The sequence below is a fragment of the Roseibium sp. Sym1 genome, assembly GCF_027359675.1.
Classification (GTDB): domain Bacteria; phylum Pseudomonadota; class Alphaproteobacteria; order Rhizobiales; family Stappiaceae; genus Roseibium.
This window is the reverse complement of record NZ_CP114786.1, coordinates 5,001,623-5,018,530: the sequence shown is the minus strand read 5'-3', so window position 1 is coordinate 5,018,530 and position 16,908 is coordinate 5,001,623. Positions and strand designations below refer to the sequence as shown.

At 61.1% G+C, this 16,908-nt stretch carries 14 protein-coding genes; 5 read left to right on the top strand and 9 right to left on the bottom strand.

Going from position 1 to position 16,908, the window contains the following annotated elements; all coding sequences use genetic code 11:
• Positions 1-24 precede the first annotated feature (24 nt).
• The 3 genes from O6760_RS23380 (at position 25) to mazG (ending at position 3,129) form a co-directional block, all read left to right on the top strand.
• The gene (locus O6760_RS23380) at positions 25-894 is read left to right on the top strand and encodes an ABC transporter permease (RefSeq protein WP_442969934.1); all 870 of its coding nucleotides are present in this window, start codon (positions 25-27) and stop codon (positions 892-894) included.
• The gene (locus O6760_RS23375; RefSeq protein WP_269582064.1) at positions 891-2,036 is read left to right on the top strand and encodes an ABC transporter permease; all 1,146 of its coding nucleotides are present in this window, start codon (positions 891-893) and stop codon (positions 2,034-2,036) included. The genes O6760_RS23380 and O6760_RS23375 overlap by 4 nt, the downstream gene beginning before the upstream one ends.
• Before the next feature lie 271 nt (positions 2,037-2,307).
• Complete coding sequence (gene mazG / locus O6760_RS23370; RefSeq protein ID WP_269582063.1) at positions 2,308-3,129, top strand: nucleoside triphosphate pyrophosphohydrolase; 822 nt, start codon at positions 2,308-2,310, stop codon at positions 3,127-3,129.
• Here mazG and hflX read toward each other — a convergent pair whose 3' ends face one another.
• From hflX to dusB, 9 genes are all read right to left on the bottom strand, one after another.
• Complete coding sequence (gene hflX / locus O6760_RS23365) at positions 3,130-4,413, bottom strand: GTPase HflX (protein WP_269586336.1); 1,284 nt, start codon at positions 4,411-4,413, stop codon at positions 3,130-3,132.
• 120 nt (positions 4,414-4,533) lie between these two features.
• Entirely contained in the window at positions 4,534-4,791 is a 258-nt protein-coding gene (hfq, locus tag O6760_RS23360) for an RNA chaperone Hfq (RefSeq protein ID WP_173006241.1), read from the bottom strand.
• Positions 4,792-4,978: 187 nt separating this feature from the next.
• The gene (locus O6760_RS23355) at positions 4,979-5,842 is read right to left on the bottom strand and encodes a D-amino-acid transaminase (RefSeq protein WP_269582062.1); all 864 of its coding nucleotides are present in this window, start codon (positions 5,840-5,842) and stop codon (positions 4,979-4,981) included.
• A gap of 101 nt (positions 5,843-5,943) precedes the next feature.
• Positions 5,944-7,320, bottom strand: coding sequence for a Trk system potassium transporter TrkA (trkA, locus tag O6760_RS23350; protein WP_269582061.1), 1,377 nt, complete (start codon positions 7,318-7,320; stop codon positions 5,944-5,946).
• A 50-nt stretch (positions 7,321-7,370) separates the two neighbouring features.
• The gene (ntrX, locus tag O6760_RS23345; RefSeq protein WP_269582060.1) at positions 7,371-8,738 is read right to left on the bottom strand and encodes a nitrogen assimilation response regulator NtrX; all 1,368 of its coding nucleotides are present in this window, start codon (positions 8,736-8,738) and stop codon (positions 7,371-7,373) included.
• Positions 8,728-10,992 (bottom strand): sensor histidine kinase NtrY-like, encoded by a 2,265-nt coding sequence (locus O6760_RS23340; RefSeq protein ID WP_269582059.1) that lies wholly within the window; start codon positions 10,990-10,992, stop codon positions 8,728-8,730. Before O6760_RS23340 ends, ntrX begins: the two co-directional genes overlap by 11 nt.
• Positions 10,993-11,323: 331 nt before the next feature.
• Entirely contained in the window at positions 11,324-12,763 is a 1,440-nt protein-coding gene (gene ntrC / locus O6760_RS23335; protein WP_269582058.1) for a nitrogen regulation protein NR(I), read from the bottom strand.
• Between the two features lie 2 nt (positions 12,764-12,765).
• Positions 12,766-13,917: a two-component system sensor histidine kinase NtrB gene (locus tag O6760_RS23330; protein WP_269582057.1), complete on the bottom strand. Its 1,152-nt coding sequence runs from the start codon at positions 13,915-13,917 to the stop codon at positions 12,766-12,768.
• Complete coding sequence (dusB, locus tag O6760_RS23325) at positions 13,914-14,921, bottom strand: tRNA dihydrouridine synthase DusB (RefSeq protein ID WP_269582056.1); 1,008 nt, start codon at positions 14,919-14,921, stop codon at positions 13,914-13,916. The genes O6760_RS23330 and dusB overlap by 4 nt, the downstream gene beginning before the upstream one ends.
• Before the next feature lie 165 nt (positions 14,922-15,086).
• On the opposite strand from dusB, the gene O6760_RS23320 reads away from it, so the two are divergent.
• Both O6760_RS23320 and O6760_RS23315 read left to right on the top strand, forming a co-directional pair.
• Complete coding sequence (locus O6760_RS23320; protein ID WP_269582055.1) at positions 15,087-16,340, top strand: bifunctional 2-C-methyl-D-erythritol 4-phosphate cytidylyltransferase/2-C-methyl-D-erythritol 2,4-cyclodiphosphate synthase; 1,254 nt, start codon at positions 15,087-15,089, stop codon at positions 16,338-16,340.
• 4 nt (positions 16,341-16,344) lie between these two features.
• Positions 16,345-16,854, top strand: a complete 510-nt coding sequence (locus tag O6760_RS23315) for a CinA family protein (RefSeq protein WP_269582054.1) — start codon at positions 16,345-16,347, stop codon at positions 16,852-16,854.
• Positions 16,855-16,908: the final 54 nt, after the last annotated feature.

The window sequence follows — 16,908 nt, the reverse complement described above, 5'->3', positions numbered from 1 at the left end:
AGCACCAATCCGTTTGCCGGCCTGATGTCCGGTACGGTTGGTCCGGTGACTGTCGTGGTCCTGGCCATCCTGGCGATCTGGTACATAGCCGCCGTAGCGCTGAACATGCCGTTTCAGAAGGACATGTACGAACGGGCCGGCCAAAGCGACGTCGCTATCAGCCAGATGGTCACGGACACGCTCTTCCAGGAACGGCCCGTTTTGCCGGCGCCACACCAGGTGATCGTCGAGATGTGGGACACGACGGTGAACAAGAAGATCACCTCGAAGCGCTCGCTGGTCTATCACACAGGCATCACGCTCTCCTCGACGCTGATGGGTTTCCTGATCGGCACCACGCTCGGCATTCTGCTGGCGATCGGCATCGTGCATTCGCGCGTGCTCGACAAGTCGCTGATGCCCTGGATCATTTCCTCGCAGACCATCCCGATCCTGGCGATAGCGCCGATGATCATCGTGGTCCTGAACGCGGTCGGCATCTCGGGGCTGCTGCCGAAGGCGATGATCTCCACCTATCTCTCCTTCTTCCCCGTGACCGTCGGCATGGTGAAGGGGCTGAGGTCGCCCGAAGTCATGCACATGGACCTGATGCACACCTATTCGGCGACGCGGATCCAGACCTTCTGGAAGCTGCGCCTGCCCTACGCGGTGCCTTATCTCTTCACCTCCATGAAGATCGGCATGGCGGCCTCCCTGGTCGGTGCCATTGTCGGCGAACTGCCGACCGGTGCCGTGGCCGGTCTCGGCGCACGCCTGCTCGCCGGGTCCTATTACGGCCAGACGGTGCAGATCTGGTCGGCGCTGCTGATGGCGGCTTTCCTGGCCGGGTCGCTGGTCGCCCTGATCGGCGTTCTTGAAAAACTCACCCTGAAACGCATGGGGATGGCACGATGAGCACGATATCCGCTTCAAAACGCCGTCTCGACATGCCGGCGCTGCTCGCCTGGTTTGTGGTCGCCATGGTCGTTGTCGGCCTGTTCAGCCCGATCTTCGGGCCGGAATACCGCATCATGGACGTGCCGCGGCTGGCGCTCTGCCTCGTCATTCTGGCGATTGCCGGCGTGCGCTACGAACTCGGTTTCATGCGCAATCTCATCGGCGACCTCATTCTCGGCCTTGTCACCGCAATCGCCGCCTGGCTGCTCATCGCCACCGTCACGAACCATGCCGGCGAGGCAACGCTCGGCTTTTGGGCGCTGACCGCGGCCACCTGGGCGGCTGCCTGGCTGTTCGTCGAGCGGCTCGCAATCTGGAAAACCGCGTCACCGCTTGCCCAGAGGATCGTCAACCTGGCGATCCCGGCCATTTTCGGCTTCACCCTGCTGGTGCTCTGGCAATTGATCGTGACCGGAGCCGGCGTGCCGAAGGTCCTGCTGCCGGCGCCGTCCGAAATCTGGGTTCGGCTGACGACCTCCGGTCCGACGCTCTGGGCGGATTTCCAGCAGACCTTCCTGAAGGCAGTTCTGGCCGGTTACATCATCGGCTGCGGCTCCGCCTTCATCGTCGCGATCCTGGTGGACCGCGTGCCGTTCCTGCGCCGCGGGCTCCTGCCCATCGGCAACCTTGTCTCCGCGCTGCCGATCATCGGCGTCGCCCCGATCATGGTGATGTGGTTCGGCTTCGACTGGCCGTCCAAGGCAGCGGTCGTCATCATCATGACCTTCTTCCCCATGCTGGTGAACACGGTCTCGGGCCTGGCCGCCTCCGACGCCATGCAGCGCGACCTGATGCGCACCTATGCCTCCAACTACTGGCAGACGCTCCTGAAACTGCGCCTGCCCATGGCAATGCCGTTCATCTTCAACGCCCTGAAGATCAATTCCACGCTCGCGCTGATCGGCGCCATTGTTGCGGAGTTCTTCGGCACGCCGATCGTCGGCATGGGTTTCCGGATTTCCACCGAGGTCGGCCGCATGAACGTCGACATGGTCTGGGCGGAAATCGCGGTCGCCGCGCTCGCCGGCTCGCTGTTCTACGGTCTCGTCGCCCTCCTGGAACGCGCCGTCACCTTCTGGCATCCGTCGGTCAGGGGGTGATGTGCCGGAGTTTTTCTCATCGAGCGGCGCTATCGCGGTTACCGCGGTCGTCCTTGCCAGCGCGTTTGTCATGGCCAAGCTACTCGCCTTTCGAGAACGAAGTTGGGTAAGGCGGACAGCCAATGGAGTTATTAAACGCCAAAGCAACTCTGCAAAACTTTTTACTGTGGTTGTCGCCATCCTGGGGTTCTGTGGTGCGATAATGATCTCGTATATCAAATTAAAACTCTGGCTGAGTTAGCTCGACTCTTCTTCTGAAACTGGATTAACAATGACCCCCAGTCGCGACATTTCCCGCCTTATCGAAATCATGGCCGCGCTCAGAACGCCCGTGACCGGTTGTCCCTGGGATCTGGAGCAGGATTTTGCGACCATCGCGCCCTATACGCTTGAAGAGGCCTATGAGGTCGCCGACGCGATTGCCAAGAACGATCTTGTGGAGCTGCGCGAGGAGCTCGGGGACCTTCTGCTGCAGGTGGTCTACCACGCCCGCATGGCCGAGGAGGACGAGCATTTCGATTTCGGCGACGTGGTCGAGGCGATCACGAAGAAGCTGATCCGGCGCCATCCGCATGTCTTCGGCGATGAAAACGGCGAAAAGCCGGAGCTGGTCAAGGGCATCTGGGAACGGATCAAGGCCGAGGAACGCGCCGAAAAGCGCGCCGCCCGTGAAGCCCTCGGTCTTGTGGAGGAACGAAAAGGGTTTCTCGACGACGTGCCGACCGCCTTCCCCGCCCTTCAGGAAGCCGACAAGCTGCAGCGCCGGGCCTCGAGGGTCGGTTTCGACTGGAACGACGCCCGGTTGGTGCTCGACAAGATCCGCGAGGAAACCCATGAACTCGACGAGGAACTTGCCAGGGGCACGCCGGACAGGGACCGCATGACCGACGAACTCGGCGACACGCTGTTCGCACTCGCAAATCTGGCCCGCCATCTCGACATCGACCCGGAAGAGGCCCTGCGCAGGACAAACCGGAAATTCCGCAAGCGCTTTGCCGCCATCGAGGCCCATGCCGATGCAAACGGCACCACACTGGAAAAGATGTCCCTGGACGAGATGGAAGCGGCCTGGCAGGCGGCCAAGAAACGCTGATCAGCCGTCGATGAAGGCGGCGAAGGTTTCCCGGAACGGCCCGCGCTGCTTGTCCGTGACCCGAACCTCGGCGGTCACGAAATCCTCCGCATCGTTTCGTTCCAGCACTTCCGCCATCTGGTAGAGCCTGGCCAGCAAAGCGCCTTCCGCCACCGGGATACGCACGGTCAGAATGTCGTCATTCTGGGCCATGAAGGCATCGATCCGCTGCGAAAGCTGATCGATGCCCTCCCCCGTCAATGCCGAAAGGGCAATCGGACCCTCGTCTCCGGCATCCTCGAGAAGCTTGTCCCGGTAGGCCGGATCGAGGCAGTCGATCTTGTTCCAGACCTCGACAACAGGCGCTCCCGTCAGGGCATCGACGCCGAGATCGGTGAGTGTCTTCTTGACGTCTTCGGCCTGTGCATCCGTGTCCGGATGGGAAATGTCGCGCACATGCAGGATCAGGTCCGCTTCCAGAACCTCTTCCAAAGTTGCCCGGAAGGCGGCAACGAGATGGGTCGGCAGATCAGAGATGAAGCCCACCGTGTCGGACAGGATCACCTCGCGCCCATGAGGCAGCGTCACTTTGCGCAGGGTGGGATCCAGCGTCGCGAACAAAAGGTCCTTGGCGAAGACATCGGATTCGGTCAGCCGGTTGAACAGCGTCGACTTGCCGGCGTTGGTGTAGCCGACCAGGGCGACGACAGGTTGAGGAATCTTCTTGCGTTTCTTGCGGTGCAGGTCGCGGGTCCGGCGCACCTGTTCGAGCTGCTTCTGCAGCGCGATGATGCGTTCCTGGATCTGGCGGCGGTCGGCCTCGATCTGCGTTTCGCCCGGACCGCCCATGAAACCGGCGCCGCCGCGCTGGCGTTCCAGGTGGGTCCAGGACCGCACCAGTCGGCTCTTCTGCCAGGTCAGATGCGCGAGATCGACCTGCAGACGGCCTTCCTTGGTGCGCGCGCGATCACCAAAGATTTCAAGGATGAGACCGGTCCGGTCGATCACCTTGGTTTTCAGGCGCCGTTCCAGATTGCGCTGTTGCACGGGTGATAGCGGGTGATCGATGACCACAAGATCGAGATCCTCGCTGGCCACGATTCCAGCGAGTTCCGCAACCTTGCCCTCGCCGAACAGCGTTGCCGGCTTCGGATTGTTGATCTTGACGACGCCCGAATGAAGGATGGTCAGGTTGATCGCGGCGCTCAGTCCGATGGCTTCTTCCAGCCGGGCTTCCGGGCTGCGATTGCCGCGCAGGTCCGACTGGGCGGCATCCCGCGTCAGCAGGACCGGTTCGATGATCATCGCACGAAAAGGCTGGGGCAGACGGTCCACCCCAGTATTCTTCAATCTCAGCGATTTTTGACCCGGCTCCTCGGAACCGTTTGATTTAGAGAAATCGTCCGCGCGAGACTTCGGTTTCAATCAGCTTGCCTTTTCAGCGTTTTCCTCTGCCTGGTCGAACAGTTGAACAGGACCATTGGGCATTATCGTGGAAATCGCGTGTTTGTACACCAGCTGCGAGTGCCCGTCACGGCGTAGCAGGACACAGAAGTTGTCAAACCAGGTGACCACGCCCTGCAATTTCACACCATTGATGAGGAAAATCGTCAGAGGAGTTTTTTGTTTGCGAACGTGATTAAGAAAAGTGTCTTGAAGATTTTGTGCGCGCTCAGCCATCAGTCTTTTTATCCTATTTGCCCCGGATGCGGCCGAGCATCCGGCGTTTAAGCGGCCTGCCGTCAAAAGCCATTGAACTTCAAAAGCTTAGACTTTGCGGACCATCCGCCTTTTGTCTTGCCCACCAGTCAGGACCGTCTGCCTCGGCCCGTCATTGTCTCGTTTTTCGCAGCCAATAAGGCCAATCGAATCATACCGCCTGCAAATCAGTAGCAGTATGGAAGAGTTCGCGCAATCGGGTAGCGACGGAACCGGGATGCCCGTTTCCGATCATTTTGCCGTCCACACGTGTCACCGGCATAACGACGCTGGTCGCCGCCGTGACAAAAGCTTCCTTCGCGTCAAAGGCCTCTTCCAGGCTAAACGGCCTTTCCTCAAAGGTCAGCCCTTCCTTTTGGATAATGTCCAGGACCACAGCGCGCGTGATGCCGCGCAGGATACCGCTATCGGCCGGCCGTGTCACCACGGCGCCGTCCTTGGTAACGATCCAGGCATTGGTCGATCCGCCCTCGGTAACGAAGCCGTCGGCATCCACATACCAGGCTTCCTTGCCGCCATGTTCCTTGGCGTTCTGCTTGGCCAGCACATTCGGTAGCAGTGCGACGGTCTTGATATCAACCCGCGGCCAGCGGTTCTCCGGGTAACTGACGACTGCAATGCCCTGGGCGGCCTGGGCAGCTGCCGCGGCTGGATTGGTGGACCGCGCCGTGACGACGATCGACGGAGCAACCTCCTCCGGCGGGAAAAAGTGATCGCGCTTGGAAACACCGCGTGTCACCTGGATATAAACAAGCCCGTTGCGGACGCGGTTTCGACGGACAACCTGATGCAGGACGAAATCCACGGCGCTGCGCGTCATCGGCCAGTCGATGCGCAATTCGCTCAAGGACCGGCCAAGCCGGTCCAGATGCCGCGGGGCATCGACAATGTTGCCTTGCCAGACTTCGCAAACCTCGTAAACACCGTCGGCAAACTGATAGCCCCGGTCTTCCACATGCACCGCGGCATCCGCGTGACGTACATACTGACCGTTGACATAGGCAATCCGGCTCATGGGGCCTCCAAATGGCGGGTTCTGGGCGAACCGATTGGTTTGACTTGAAATTTTGACCTTATGGTCAGGTAAATGCAAGGCCTGAAAACCGGCGCCGTGCCTTAAAAGAAGTCAAGGCTGACGCGGAACATCTGCTCAACCTGGCGGACCCGGTTCGCAACCGCAAAGATCACGATCCTGTCCTGAGCCTGGATCTGCAGATCACCGTCGGGGGTGAGGACCTTGCCGCCCCGAAAAACCGCGCCAACGCGAATTCCGGACGGAAGATCAATCACCCGCAACGGCTTGCCGACCAGGGGGGATGTGTCCAGCGCTTCGGCCTCGACGATCTCCGCCGCACCGTTTTGCAGGGAATGCACGCCCCTGATCCGCCCGCGCCGCACATGCTGCAGGATCCGCGAGATCGTCACCGCGCGCGGATTTATGAAGGCGTCGATGCCGAGCGCGTTCGCGAAGGCGGGATAACTCGGATTGTTCAGAAGCGACAGCGAGCGCTTGCAGCCGAGCTTCTTGGCCATGACGGAGGACAGGATATTGACCTCATCCTCGTTGGTCAGCGCCACCATCGTGTCGGCGTCACCGGCATCGGCTTCGCTCAAAATGGTCTGGTCGAGAGCACTGCCGTGCAGGATAACCGAGCGTTTGAGGTCGTCGGCAACGGCCATGGCCCGTTCGCGCGAGGCTTCGATCAGCTTGATCTTCGTGCCCGACTGACGTTGCTCGAGGGCCTTGGCGACATAGAGACCGATATTGCCGCCGCCGGCGATCACGACCTTGGCGGCCTCGGGTTCCTCGTGACCGAAGATGCTCAACGTGCGCCGCACCTGATCCCGGCGCGCAACCACATAAGCAAGGTCACCGGTCAGGATGGAATCGCTGCTCTTGGGCACGAACAGGCGATTGTTGCGGTAGAGACCGACAACGACCGCACCCAGATCGGGAAAGAGTTCCGTCAGCTGGCGCAAGGGCGTGTCGACCACCGGACAGTCTTCCTCGCAGATGATGCCGACCACGACCACCTGGTCGTCGGCAAAGCGGACGGTTTCGACGGCGCCGGGCAGAGCAAGGCGCCGCAGAACCATCTCGCCGACCTCGATCTCCGGCGAGATGATCACGTCGATCGGCATGTTGTCGCGGGAAAACAGGTTGCGCCAGCGCCCCTGCAGATACGACTGTGCACGGATGCGGGCGACCTTTGTCGGGACGTTGAACAGCGAATGGGCAACCTGGCAGGCCACCATGTTGACCTCGTCGTAGAGCGTCACCGCCACGATCATGTCCGCTTCCTCGGCACCGGCCTGCGCCAGGATGTCCGGATGCGCACCGTGGCCGACAAAGCCGCGCACGTCGAGCTGGTCACCGATCGCGTTGATCAGCTGCGGCGAGGAATCGATCACCGAGACATCGTTCTGTTCAGCAGCCAGACGCTCCGCGATGCCGTATCCGACCTGCCCCGCGCCGCAAATCACGATTTTCATGGGAACAACCCTTTCCCGCTCTGCCGTTTCCTACAGGTGTCCACCAGACCTCAGGTCATGCCCAGGGTTTTCAGCTTCCGGTGAAGCGCGGAACGTTCCATACCGACAAATTCCGCCGTGCGCGAGATGTTGCCGTCAAATCTCTTGATCTGCGCCTGAAGATATTCACGCTCGAAAATCTCCCGCGCCTCGCGCAAGGGAACCGACATCAGATGCTCTCCGGTCCCGGACGTCGGCAGGTTGGGAAGCGTCTCGCCGATTTCCGCCGGCAGCAAGTCCGCCGTGATCGTGCTGTCGGGTTCGCCCCGGCTCAGGATCATCAATCGCTCCACATTGTTGCGCAACTGGCGCACGTTGCCGGGCCAGTCGTGGGTCTGCAGAACCGCCATGGCGTCATCTCCGATAGGCCTGAGCGGAATACCCGACGCCGCGGAGATGTAGTCCATGAAATGATGCACCAGAACCGGAATGTCCTCGCGGCGCTCGGCAAGGCCGGGCACACGCAGCGGCACCACGCTCAACCGGTGATACAGATCCTGCCGGAAAAGACCCGAGGCAATATGCTCTTCCAGGTTCTTGGAGGTCGAGGACAGGATCCGGATATCGACTTGCACCTTCTGGGTGCCGCCCACGCGCGAAAAGCTCTGCTCGACCAGCACTCGCAGGATCTTGCCCTGGGTCTCGGCCGGCATGTCGGCGACCTCGTCGAGATAGAGCGTGCCGCCATGGGCTTCCTCCAGAGCGCCGACCTTTCTCAGGTTGCCGTTTTCATCCTCGATGCCGAACAGCTCTTCTTCCATGCGCGCGGGCGTGATGGTGGCGGCATTCAACACGACGAACGGGCTTTTTGCCCGCGGTGAGCTGTCATGGATCATGCGCGCGGCCTGTTCCTTGCCGGCACCGGACGGTCCGACGATCAGGATACGGCTGTTGGTGCCCGCAATTTTCTGAATGGTCTGGCGCAGGTTATGCGCGGCGGACGAATTGCCGATGATCTCGTTGCTTTCACCACTGCGCTGCTTCAGGTCACGGATCTCGCGCTTCAGGCTCGAGGCTTCCAGCGCGCGCTCGACGATATGGATCAGCCGGTCCGCCTTGAACGGTTTCTCGATATAGTCGTAGGCGCCGCGCTTGATCGCGGAAACGGCCGTCTCGATGTTGCCGTGGCCGGATATGATCACCACCGGCAAGTCCGGATCCGTCTCCTTGAACAAGTCGAGCAGCGCAAGTCCGTCCAACCGGCTGCCCATCAGCCAGATGTCCAGGATGACCAGCGAAGGCTTGCGCTCCTTGACGGCGGCGATGGCGCTGTCGGAATCATGCGCGGTGCGCGTTCCGTAGCCGTCATCGTCCAGGATGCCGGCGATCATCTCGCGAATGTCTGTTTCGTCGTCAACGACTAGAATATCATGCGCCATGGGCAGTCACTGTCTGGTTGTGCGGTTCTGTTTCCGGTTCTGCCTCGGCATGAGCAGCCAAGGTCAAGCGAACCAGGGTTCCGGTATCGTCAGGGCTCGATTTGGGGGCGTCGAGCAATTCGATACCGCCCCCATGGTCTTCCAGGATCTTGCGGACAATGGCCAGGCCAAGGCCGGTCCCCTTCTCCCGCGTGGTCATGTAGGGTTCCAGCAGCCGTGCGCGGTTTTCTTCAGGCAGCCCGACCCCGTTGTCAATAACATCGACGACAACCCGGTCTCCGCCGCTGGTTTCTTCCGTGTACAATCGTGCCGTCACCTTGCCCTTGGGCAATTCGTCACCTGGTCGCGCCGCCACCGCCTCCGTGGCGTTCTTGATCACATTCGTCAGCGCCTGACCGACCAGACGCGCGTCGAACACAGCCGGCACCGCTTCGGAGGGCACTTCGGCGGTCACGCTGATCTCGGGATTGGCCACCGACTGCATGAAGGCGGCATCGCGGACAGCTTCGCGCATGTCGCCGGGCACCTTGTTCGGCTTGCGCATCCGGGCAAAGGAGGAAAACTCGTCCACCATCTGACCGATGTCGCCGACCTGGCGCACAATCGTGTCGATGCACTGATCGAAAACTTCGCGGTCGTCCTCGATCTTCTTGCCGTACCGGCGCCGGATACGCTCTGCCGACAGCTGGATGGGCGTCAGCGGATTCTTGATCTCGTGGGCGATGCGCCGGGCGACGTCGGCCCAGGCCGAGTTTCTCTGTGCCGAGACCAGGTCCGTGATGTCATCAAGCGTCACGACAAACCCGTGTTCACGCCGCGTCGACTGTTCCCTGGTGATGCGAACGTTGATCGTTCGCAGCCGCCCGTCCAGGGTGATCTCGACCTGGGTTTCCGGCAGGCGTTCAATGCCGTTCGCCTGAACCTGGGCGATACAGTCCGTCAATTCGGGCACGACCTCAACCAGCGGCTTGTTCAGAATCTGCACTTCGTCCAGTTGCAAAAGCTCAAGCGCGGACCTGTTGATCAGCATGATCGAGGCTTCGTCATCCACGCTGATCACACCCGTCGAAACACCGGACAGCACAGCCTCGTTGAACCGCCTGCGGCGATCGATCTGCTCGTTGGCGGCCAGAAGCGCGTCTCTCTGTCCAAGTAGCTGTCCGGTCATCTTGTTGAAGGTTTCACCGAGATTTGCCAGGTCACCGCCGGACTTTTCGGTCCGCACCTTGACGGCAAGATTTCCCTTGGAGACATCGTCCGCCGCCGAAATCAGCGCCCTGATCGGCGATACCAGCTTGTTGGCAAACCCGAAACCGATCCAGATTGCCGACAACAGCAGCACCAGGGCGACGCCCAGATAAACCAGTGCAAAGGCGACCTGGACGCCGAAGCGGCTGTTTTCCATCTGCTGGTATTGCGACGCACCGGTTTCCGCGAGGCGAAGGTAATCCAACACACGCGGATCGATGGCGCGCACGGCATAAAGGTAGAAATCGTCATAGGCGGACAGTTTCATCACGCCGCCGACGATATTGGAACTGCCCGGAGCGATCAGGATGGGGTCGCCTGACTTTGCCTTGAAGAAACTGTCTGCGGGTGGCAGTGGAACTTCCGCGTTCGGGTCGAGGACGACCCGCGTCACGACCTCCCCGTTCTCGTTGAGGATAAACGCGGCGAGAATGCCTCTCAACGACACCTGTGCCGCAAAGAACTGGTCAAATCGTGTCGGCTCGAAATCATAGACCGCCTTTGCCCTGTCGACATCATTGGTCATGGCGATCAGGTCGCCGCGCAGCACCCTGGCATGCTCCTGCAGGTAGGCCTGCGCCACCGTCAGGGCGTTGTCTATGATTTGCCGGGTGCGGTCCTCGAACCAGCGATCAAGGCCACGGTCGAGCGTCACCGCCGCAAGGATCGCCATGAGAACGGCCGGCACGGCCGCAACCAGACTGAACAGGGCAACGACACGCACATGCAGGCGCGCGGCGGCACGCCCCCTTTGGCGCGCCTGCCAGAGTTTCAGGATCTCGAAGGCAATGACGCCGAGCAGGATGGCGGCAAACGCACCATTGATCATCATCGCCGTCATGATGACATCACGGGTCGGGTCGATCGACGTCAACCCCATCAGAATGGCGAAGGTGACGCCGATGGAAACGAGCGCCACCACCATGATGGCAAGCCCCACGCGTCGCCAGATCCTGCCGGCGGCGCTGGATTGCGCAACGGTCTGCTGTTCAGATTCCAGTATCATTCGGCCTCAAACGCCTTGAACGCACGCACCCGGGCACGCGCACTCCCAGTTTGCGGCAAACTTATCACACAATGTTGCGAAATTGCGACAGAGCAAAAGGCATCTTGAAAAAATGCGGTGGACGACGAAAGCGGGTTGATTAACCTGTTGAAAATACGAAAGGCTTTCAGGTCCGGAACAAATAAAATTCGTCCATACGCCACTCCGGACCGGCCGCGTTTCCGCGAGCGGGTCGGTCAGCCGGGCGGTGGCACACCTCCGCGCACAAACCGCCTCTCGCTGGTGACCAAAATTGTCCCGATCAAATGAGCCCGAATGAACGCGGCATGCTCTAGCGGCTCAGACGCATCACCTGCACGTCCAGGTCCCGGATCTTCTTGCGCAAGGTGTTCCGGTTCACGCCCAGGAGTTCGGCCGCCTTGATCTGGTTACCGCGCGTTGCCGCCAGCGCGGCACTGATCAGGGGATATTCGACCTCCCGAAGGATCCGGTGATAGAGCCCGGGCGGCGGCAAGGCCTCCCCGAAAGTATCGAAGTAACCCGACAGGTAACGTTCCACCGAACTTCCCAGATTGACGTTCTCCGGGGTCTCCTCCTCCATCGAGGAAACGGTCGGCTGGCTCAGTTCCTGTTCAAGGAGGCTTTCACTGATGACGTCCTGCGGATAAAGAGCGGCCAGCCTGCGAACGAGGTTTTCCAGTTCGCGCACATTGCCCGGCCAGCGGTAACGGCGCAGGAGGTTCAAGGCCCCCTGATCGATCTGTTTGGCCGGCAGGCCTTCCTTTTCCACGAGCGAAAAGAAGTGACGGACAAGATCGGGAATGTCCTCGACGCGCTCGCGCAGCGGCGGCAACCGGATCGGCACGACGTTGAGCCGGAAATAGAGATCTTCCCGGAACAGCCCCTGATTGATCAGGTGGCGCAGGTCCTTGTTGGTTGCGGCAATGATCCTGACATCCGTCTTGATCGGCGTACGCCCGCCAACGGTGGTGTATTCACCCTGCTGCAAGACCCGTAGCAGGCGCGTCTGCGCCTCCATCGGCATGTCCCCGATCTCGTCCAGGAACAGGGTACCGCCATCCGCCTGTTCGAAGCGTCCGGAGCTGCGGTTCTGCGCGCCGGTAAAGGCGCCTTTTTCGTGCCCGAACAGTTCCGCCTCGATCAAGTCACGCGGGATGGCCGCCATGTTGATGGCAACGAAGGGACCGTTGCGACGCTTGCCGTAGTCATGCAGCGCACGTGCGACAAGCTCCTTGCCGGTCCCCGATTCCCCGTTGATCATCACCGTCAGATCTGTCTGCATCAGCCGGGCCAGCACCCGGTAGATCTCCTGCATGGCGGGCGAACGCCCCACCAGCGGCATGCCCTCGCCGGCGTCATCCAGGTCAACGGCGGTTTTCTTCTTTGGCTCCTCCAGAGCCCGCTGAACGATGCTGGTCAGTTCCTTGAGGTCAAAGGGCTTTGGGAGATACTCGTAAGCGCCTTTTTCCGAGGCTTTGATGGCCGTCATGAAAGTGTTCTGGGCACTCATGACCAGCACCGGCAGTTCCGGACGCATCTTCTTCATGCGTGGCAGCACGTCGAAAATATTCTCGTCCGGCATGACCACATCGGTAATCACCAGGTCGCCGTCGCCTGACGACACCCATCGCCACAAGGTGGAGGCGTTCGATGTCAGGCGGACCGTATAACCGGCCCGGGACAGGGCCTGATTGAGGACGGTGCGGATGGCCGCATCGTCATCTGCAACTAGAATCGTGCCGCTTGGCATGGTCAATCAGTTCCTTTGCTGGTCGGGCCAGGCTGGACCTCGCCCTCGCCCGTAAATGCGGGCATCAGGATCCGGAAAACGGTTTTGTGGCGCTGGCTGTCGCATTCAATGACGCCGCCATGGTCGCCGATGATCTTGGCAACAAGAGCGAGCCCCAGGCCGGAACCGTTGGTCTTGGTGGTGATGAAAGGCTCGAAGAGATGCGGCAGCAGGTCGTCCGGCACCCCCGGACCGTTGTCCTGCACGCAGAACTCCAGCGGCAGGCTGACCTTTTCCTCTGTTCCGGGTACGGACAACCTGACGCCAGGCCGGAATGCCGTCGAAATACGAATCTCGCCGTCGGGATCATCGCCGATCGCCTCGCTGGCATTCTTGATCAGGTTCAGGAACACCTGAATCAGCTGGTCCTTGTTGGCATAGACAGGCGGCAGTGACGGGTCATAGACCTCGACGATGCGTTTGTTGCGCGCAAACCCGGAATCCGCCAGGCGTTTCACATGATCCAGAACAACGTGGATATTGACGGGCTCACGCTCGATCGGGCGCTCGTCCGAAAACACTTCCATGCGGTCGACCAGCTTCACGATACGATCGGTTTCGTCCATGATCAGGCGGGTCAAAGCACGGTCTTCGCTGGGGACGGACTGCTCCATCAGCTGGGCCGCACCGCGAATTCCGGACAGGGGGTTCTTGATTTCATGCGCCAGCATGGCGGCAAGACCCGTGACCGTCCTGGCCGCCCCTCGGGAGGTCAGCTGCCGGTCGATCTTTTCCGCCATGGTGCGTTCCTGGAACATCAGCACCACTGCTCCGGGCCGATCGGACACCGGAGCCGCGTTGATGTCGACCATCTTGGGGGCGCCAATTCTCGGCGAGCCGATGTCCACCTTGTATTCGTTGACGGGGGCGCTGCGCTCGCGCACCTGTTCGATCAGGGTCAGCAAGGGACTGCCGAAAGGCACGAAATCGCTGATCGGGTGCCGGCGCAGGACGGACACGCTGGAGCGCATGAAGATCTCGGCCGCCATGTTCGCGGATTCGATCACGCCGTCCGGAGCGACCAGAAGCACGGGATGCGGCAAGGCATCCAGGATCGTCGGCCCGTCACTGGCAAGTGCGGCCGTCCGGCCGGATGGAGACGCTGTGTCCGTCACGCTGCTGTCCGTTCGTTCGATATCGAGAACCACTCGTTCGCCAGCCGGATCACTTCGGCGGGCCGATTGGAGGTCATCAGGGTTTTTCGGATGGCAATCGGGATGCCACCATCGGGTTGCACCGGATTGGCGTCGAGATACCAGCCGAGATGCTTTCTGGCGATGCGAAGACCGGGGGCCTCACCGTATAGGCTGAGGAGGGCCTCGTAATGGCTCACGACCAGCTCTGCCAGGTCGGAGCCGGCGGGCGCCCGCAACCGTTCCCCGGTGGCCAGGTAATGTCCGACATGTCCAGGCAACCAGGGCCGGCCATAGGCGCCACGACCGATCATGACCCCATCGGCACCGGACTGCTCAAGCATGCGAACTGCGTCTTCAACGCCTTTGCAGTCACCGTTGGCGATCAGCGGCAAGGACACTGCCTGCTTGACGGCAGCGATTGCGCGCCAGTCCGCCCTGCCCTTGTAGAACTGGCAGCGCGTCCGTCCATGCACCGTAATCAGTTGAACACCCGCGGATTCGGCACGGCGCGCGAGCTCCGGAGCGTTGATCGATCCCTCGTCCCAACCCAGCCGCATTTTCAGCGTGACGGGTATGTCGACCGCCGCAACCGTTGCCTCGATCAGTGTCAGCGCGTGATCCAGGTCACGCATCAGGGCGGATCCGGAATAGCCGGAGGTGACCTTCTTTGCCGGACAGCCCATGTTGATGTCGATGATGTCGGCGCCGAGACCAGCAATAACCTTCGCAGCCTCGCCCATCCAGTGCGCCTCGCGGCCGGCAAGCTGCACCACGTGCAGCCCCTCGTCCTGCGCTTCCGCGCGCATCTGGGTTTCCGCGTCACCGCGCACGAAGGATTCGCTGGCCACCATCTCGCTGACGACCATGCCCGCGCCATGGCGCGCGGCCAGCCTGCGGAACGGCAAATCGGACACCCCGGACATCGGAGCGAGAACGGCCTTGTTGGACAATTGATGCCGGCCAATCGACAGCGTTTTGGTCATCAGTGATACGGCTTCTCTTTTCTGCTCATTGACTGTGCAGAATTTGATTTGCCTATATTGTAGACAAATATCGCAATGCAACAAGTCAAAAATTGCGGTTCAAACAGGTTCTTGAGTAAGACATTCGGACGATTCAGTCCGGCACAGCCCGCAAGGAGACCGCAAATGACAAAACCCGCAGCCGCCCTGGTTGTTGCGGCGGGACGTGGAACGCGCCTTGCGGATCCCGACGATGCCCTTCCCAAACAATACCGCCGCCTGGCCGGCCGCAGCGTGCTGACCCATACACTGAATGCCCTGGGGAATCATCCCCGGATCAACCGCGTTGCCGTGGTCATACATCGCGATGATCGCAATCTTTATGACGAAGCCGTGGCAAGCCTGGATGAAACCAGCGCCGCCAAGCTGGTCTCGCCAGTGACCGGCGGCCAGACCCGGCAACAATCCGTTCATGCCGGGCTGCGCGCCCTGGAGGCAACCGGATGCGACCACGTCCTGATTCACGATGCAGCACGCCCGTTCGTCTCGTCCGCCGTTCTGGACAGGCTGTTCCAGGCGCTGGATGCCGGAGCGGACGGCGTCCTTGCGGCCGTTCCGGTTGTCGACACGCTCAAGAAGGCGGACGCTGACGGACGCTCGATCGAAACCGTCGACAGGACAGGCCTATGGGCCGCACAAACACCTCAGGCCTTTGCGCTGGGCCGGATCCTTGCCGCCCATGAAAATGCCGCCGGAGAAGGCCGGCACGACTTCACCGACGATACGGGACTTGCGGAATGGAGCGGAATGTCCATTGTGTTGAGCGAGGGCGATCCCGCCAACTTCAAGATCACGACCGCAGCAGACCTTTCTCGCGCGCAAACGGAAGCAGAATCCCGCACCATGGCCAAACCCGACGAGACCCGGCGGCCACTGGCCGAGCTGACCGACATGCGAACAGGTATCGGCTATGACGTGCATGCCTTCGACGACGGCGATCACGTGGTGCTGGGCGGGGTTCCCATTCCCCACTCCAGGTCGCTGAAAGGCCATTCGGACGCGGACGTCGTGCTGCACGCGATCACGGACGCAACCCTCGGCGCCATTGGCGACGGCGACATCGGACAGCACTTCCCGCCAAGCGATCCGCTATGGAAGGGGGCGTCATCCGACAAGTTTCAACTCGACGCCCTGCGCAGGGTGGCTGCATTGGGGGGGCGCCTCGCTCATGTCGATGTAACCATCGTCTGCGAGGAGCCCAAGATCGGGCCCCACAGGCAGTCCCTGCGCGAGTCCATTGGACGGATCTGCGACCTTCCCGTCAGCAGGGTGTCGGTAAAGGCGACCACGTCGGAAAAACTCGGCTTCACAGGACGGAAGGAAGGGATCGCTGCGCTGGCAAGCGTCACCGTGCGCCTGCCGTTCGGAAAGGAAGAGTGAACCGATGAGCGATCCAACACCTCACAGCCTGGAAGACCTTGCACCGCTGGCGGCACAGGTGCTGGATGCCCTGAAGTCTGAAAACATGATGGTCGCAACGGCTGAATCATGCACCGGCGGACTGATCTGTGGCGCCCTCACGGAAATCGCGGGCTCGTCCGCCGCCGTTGACCGGGGCTTTGTCACCTATTCGAACGAGGCGAAAACCGAATTGCTCGGCGTCCCCGCCGCGCTGATCAAAAAGGTCGGAGCAGTCAGCAAGGAGGTCGCGGTCGCAATGGCCGAGGGTGCCCTGGACAGATCCGATGCCGATATCGCCGTCTCGGTGACCGGCATTGCCGGCCCCGGTGGCGGCACCCCTGAAAAGCCTGTCGGCACCGTGCATATCGCCCTTGCCCGCAAGGGCAGTCCGACGGATCACGTACACTGCTGGTTTGCCGACCAGGGCCGCCGTTCGATCCGCCTGGCCACGGTTCACACTGCACTTATATCGATTTTAAATGCAATTTCCTGAGTAAAAACCCATTAACGCTCCAACCAGATGGCACTGGCTTCCCTAGAAGTGATC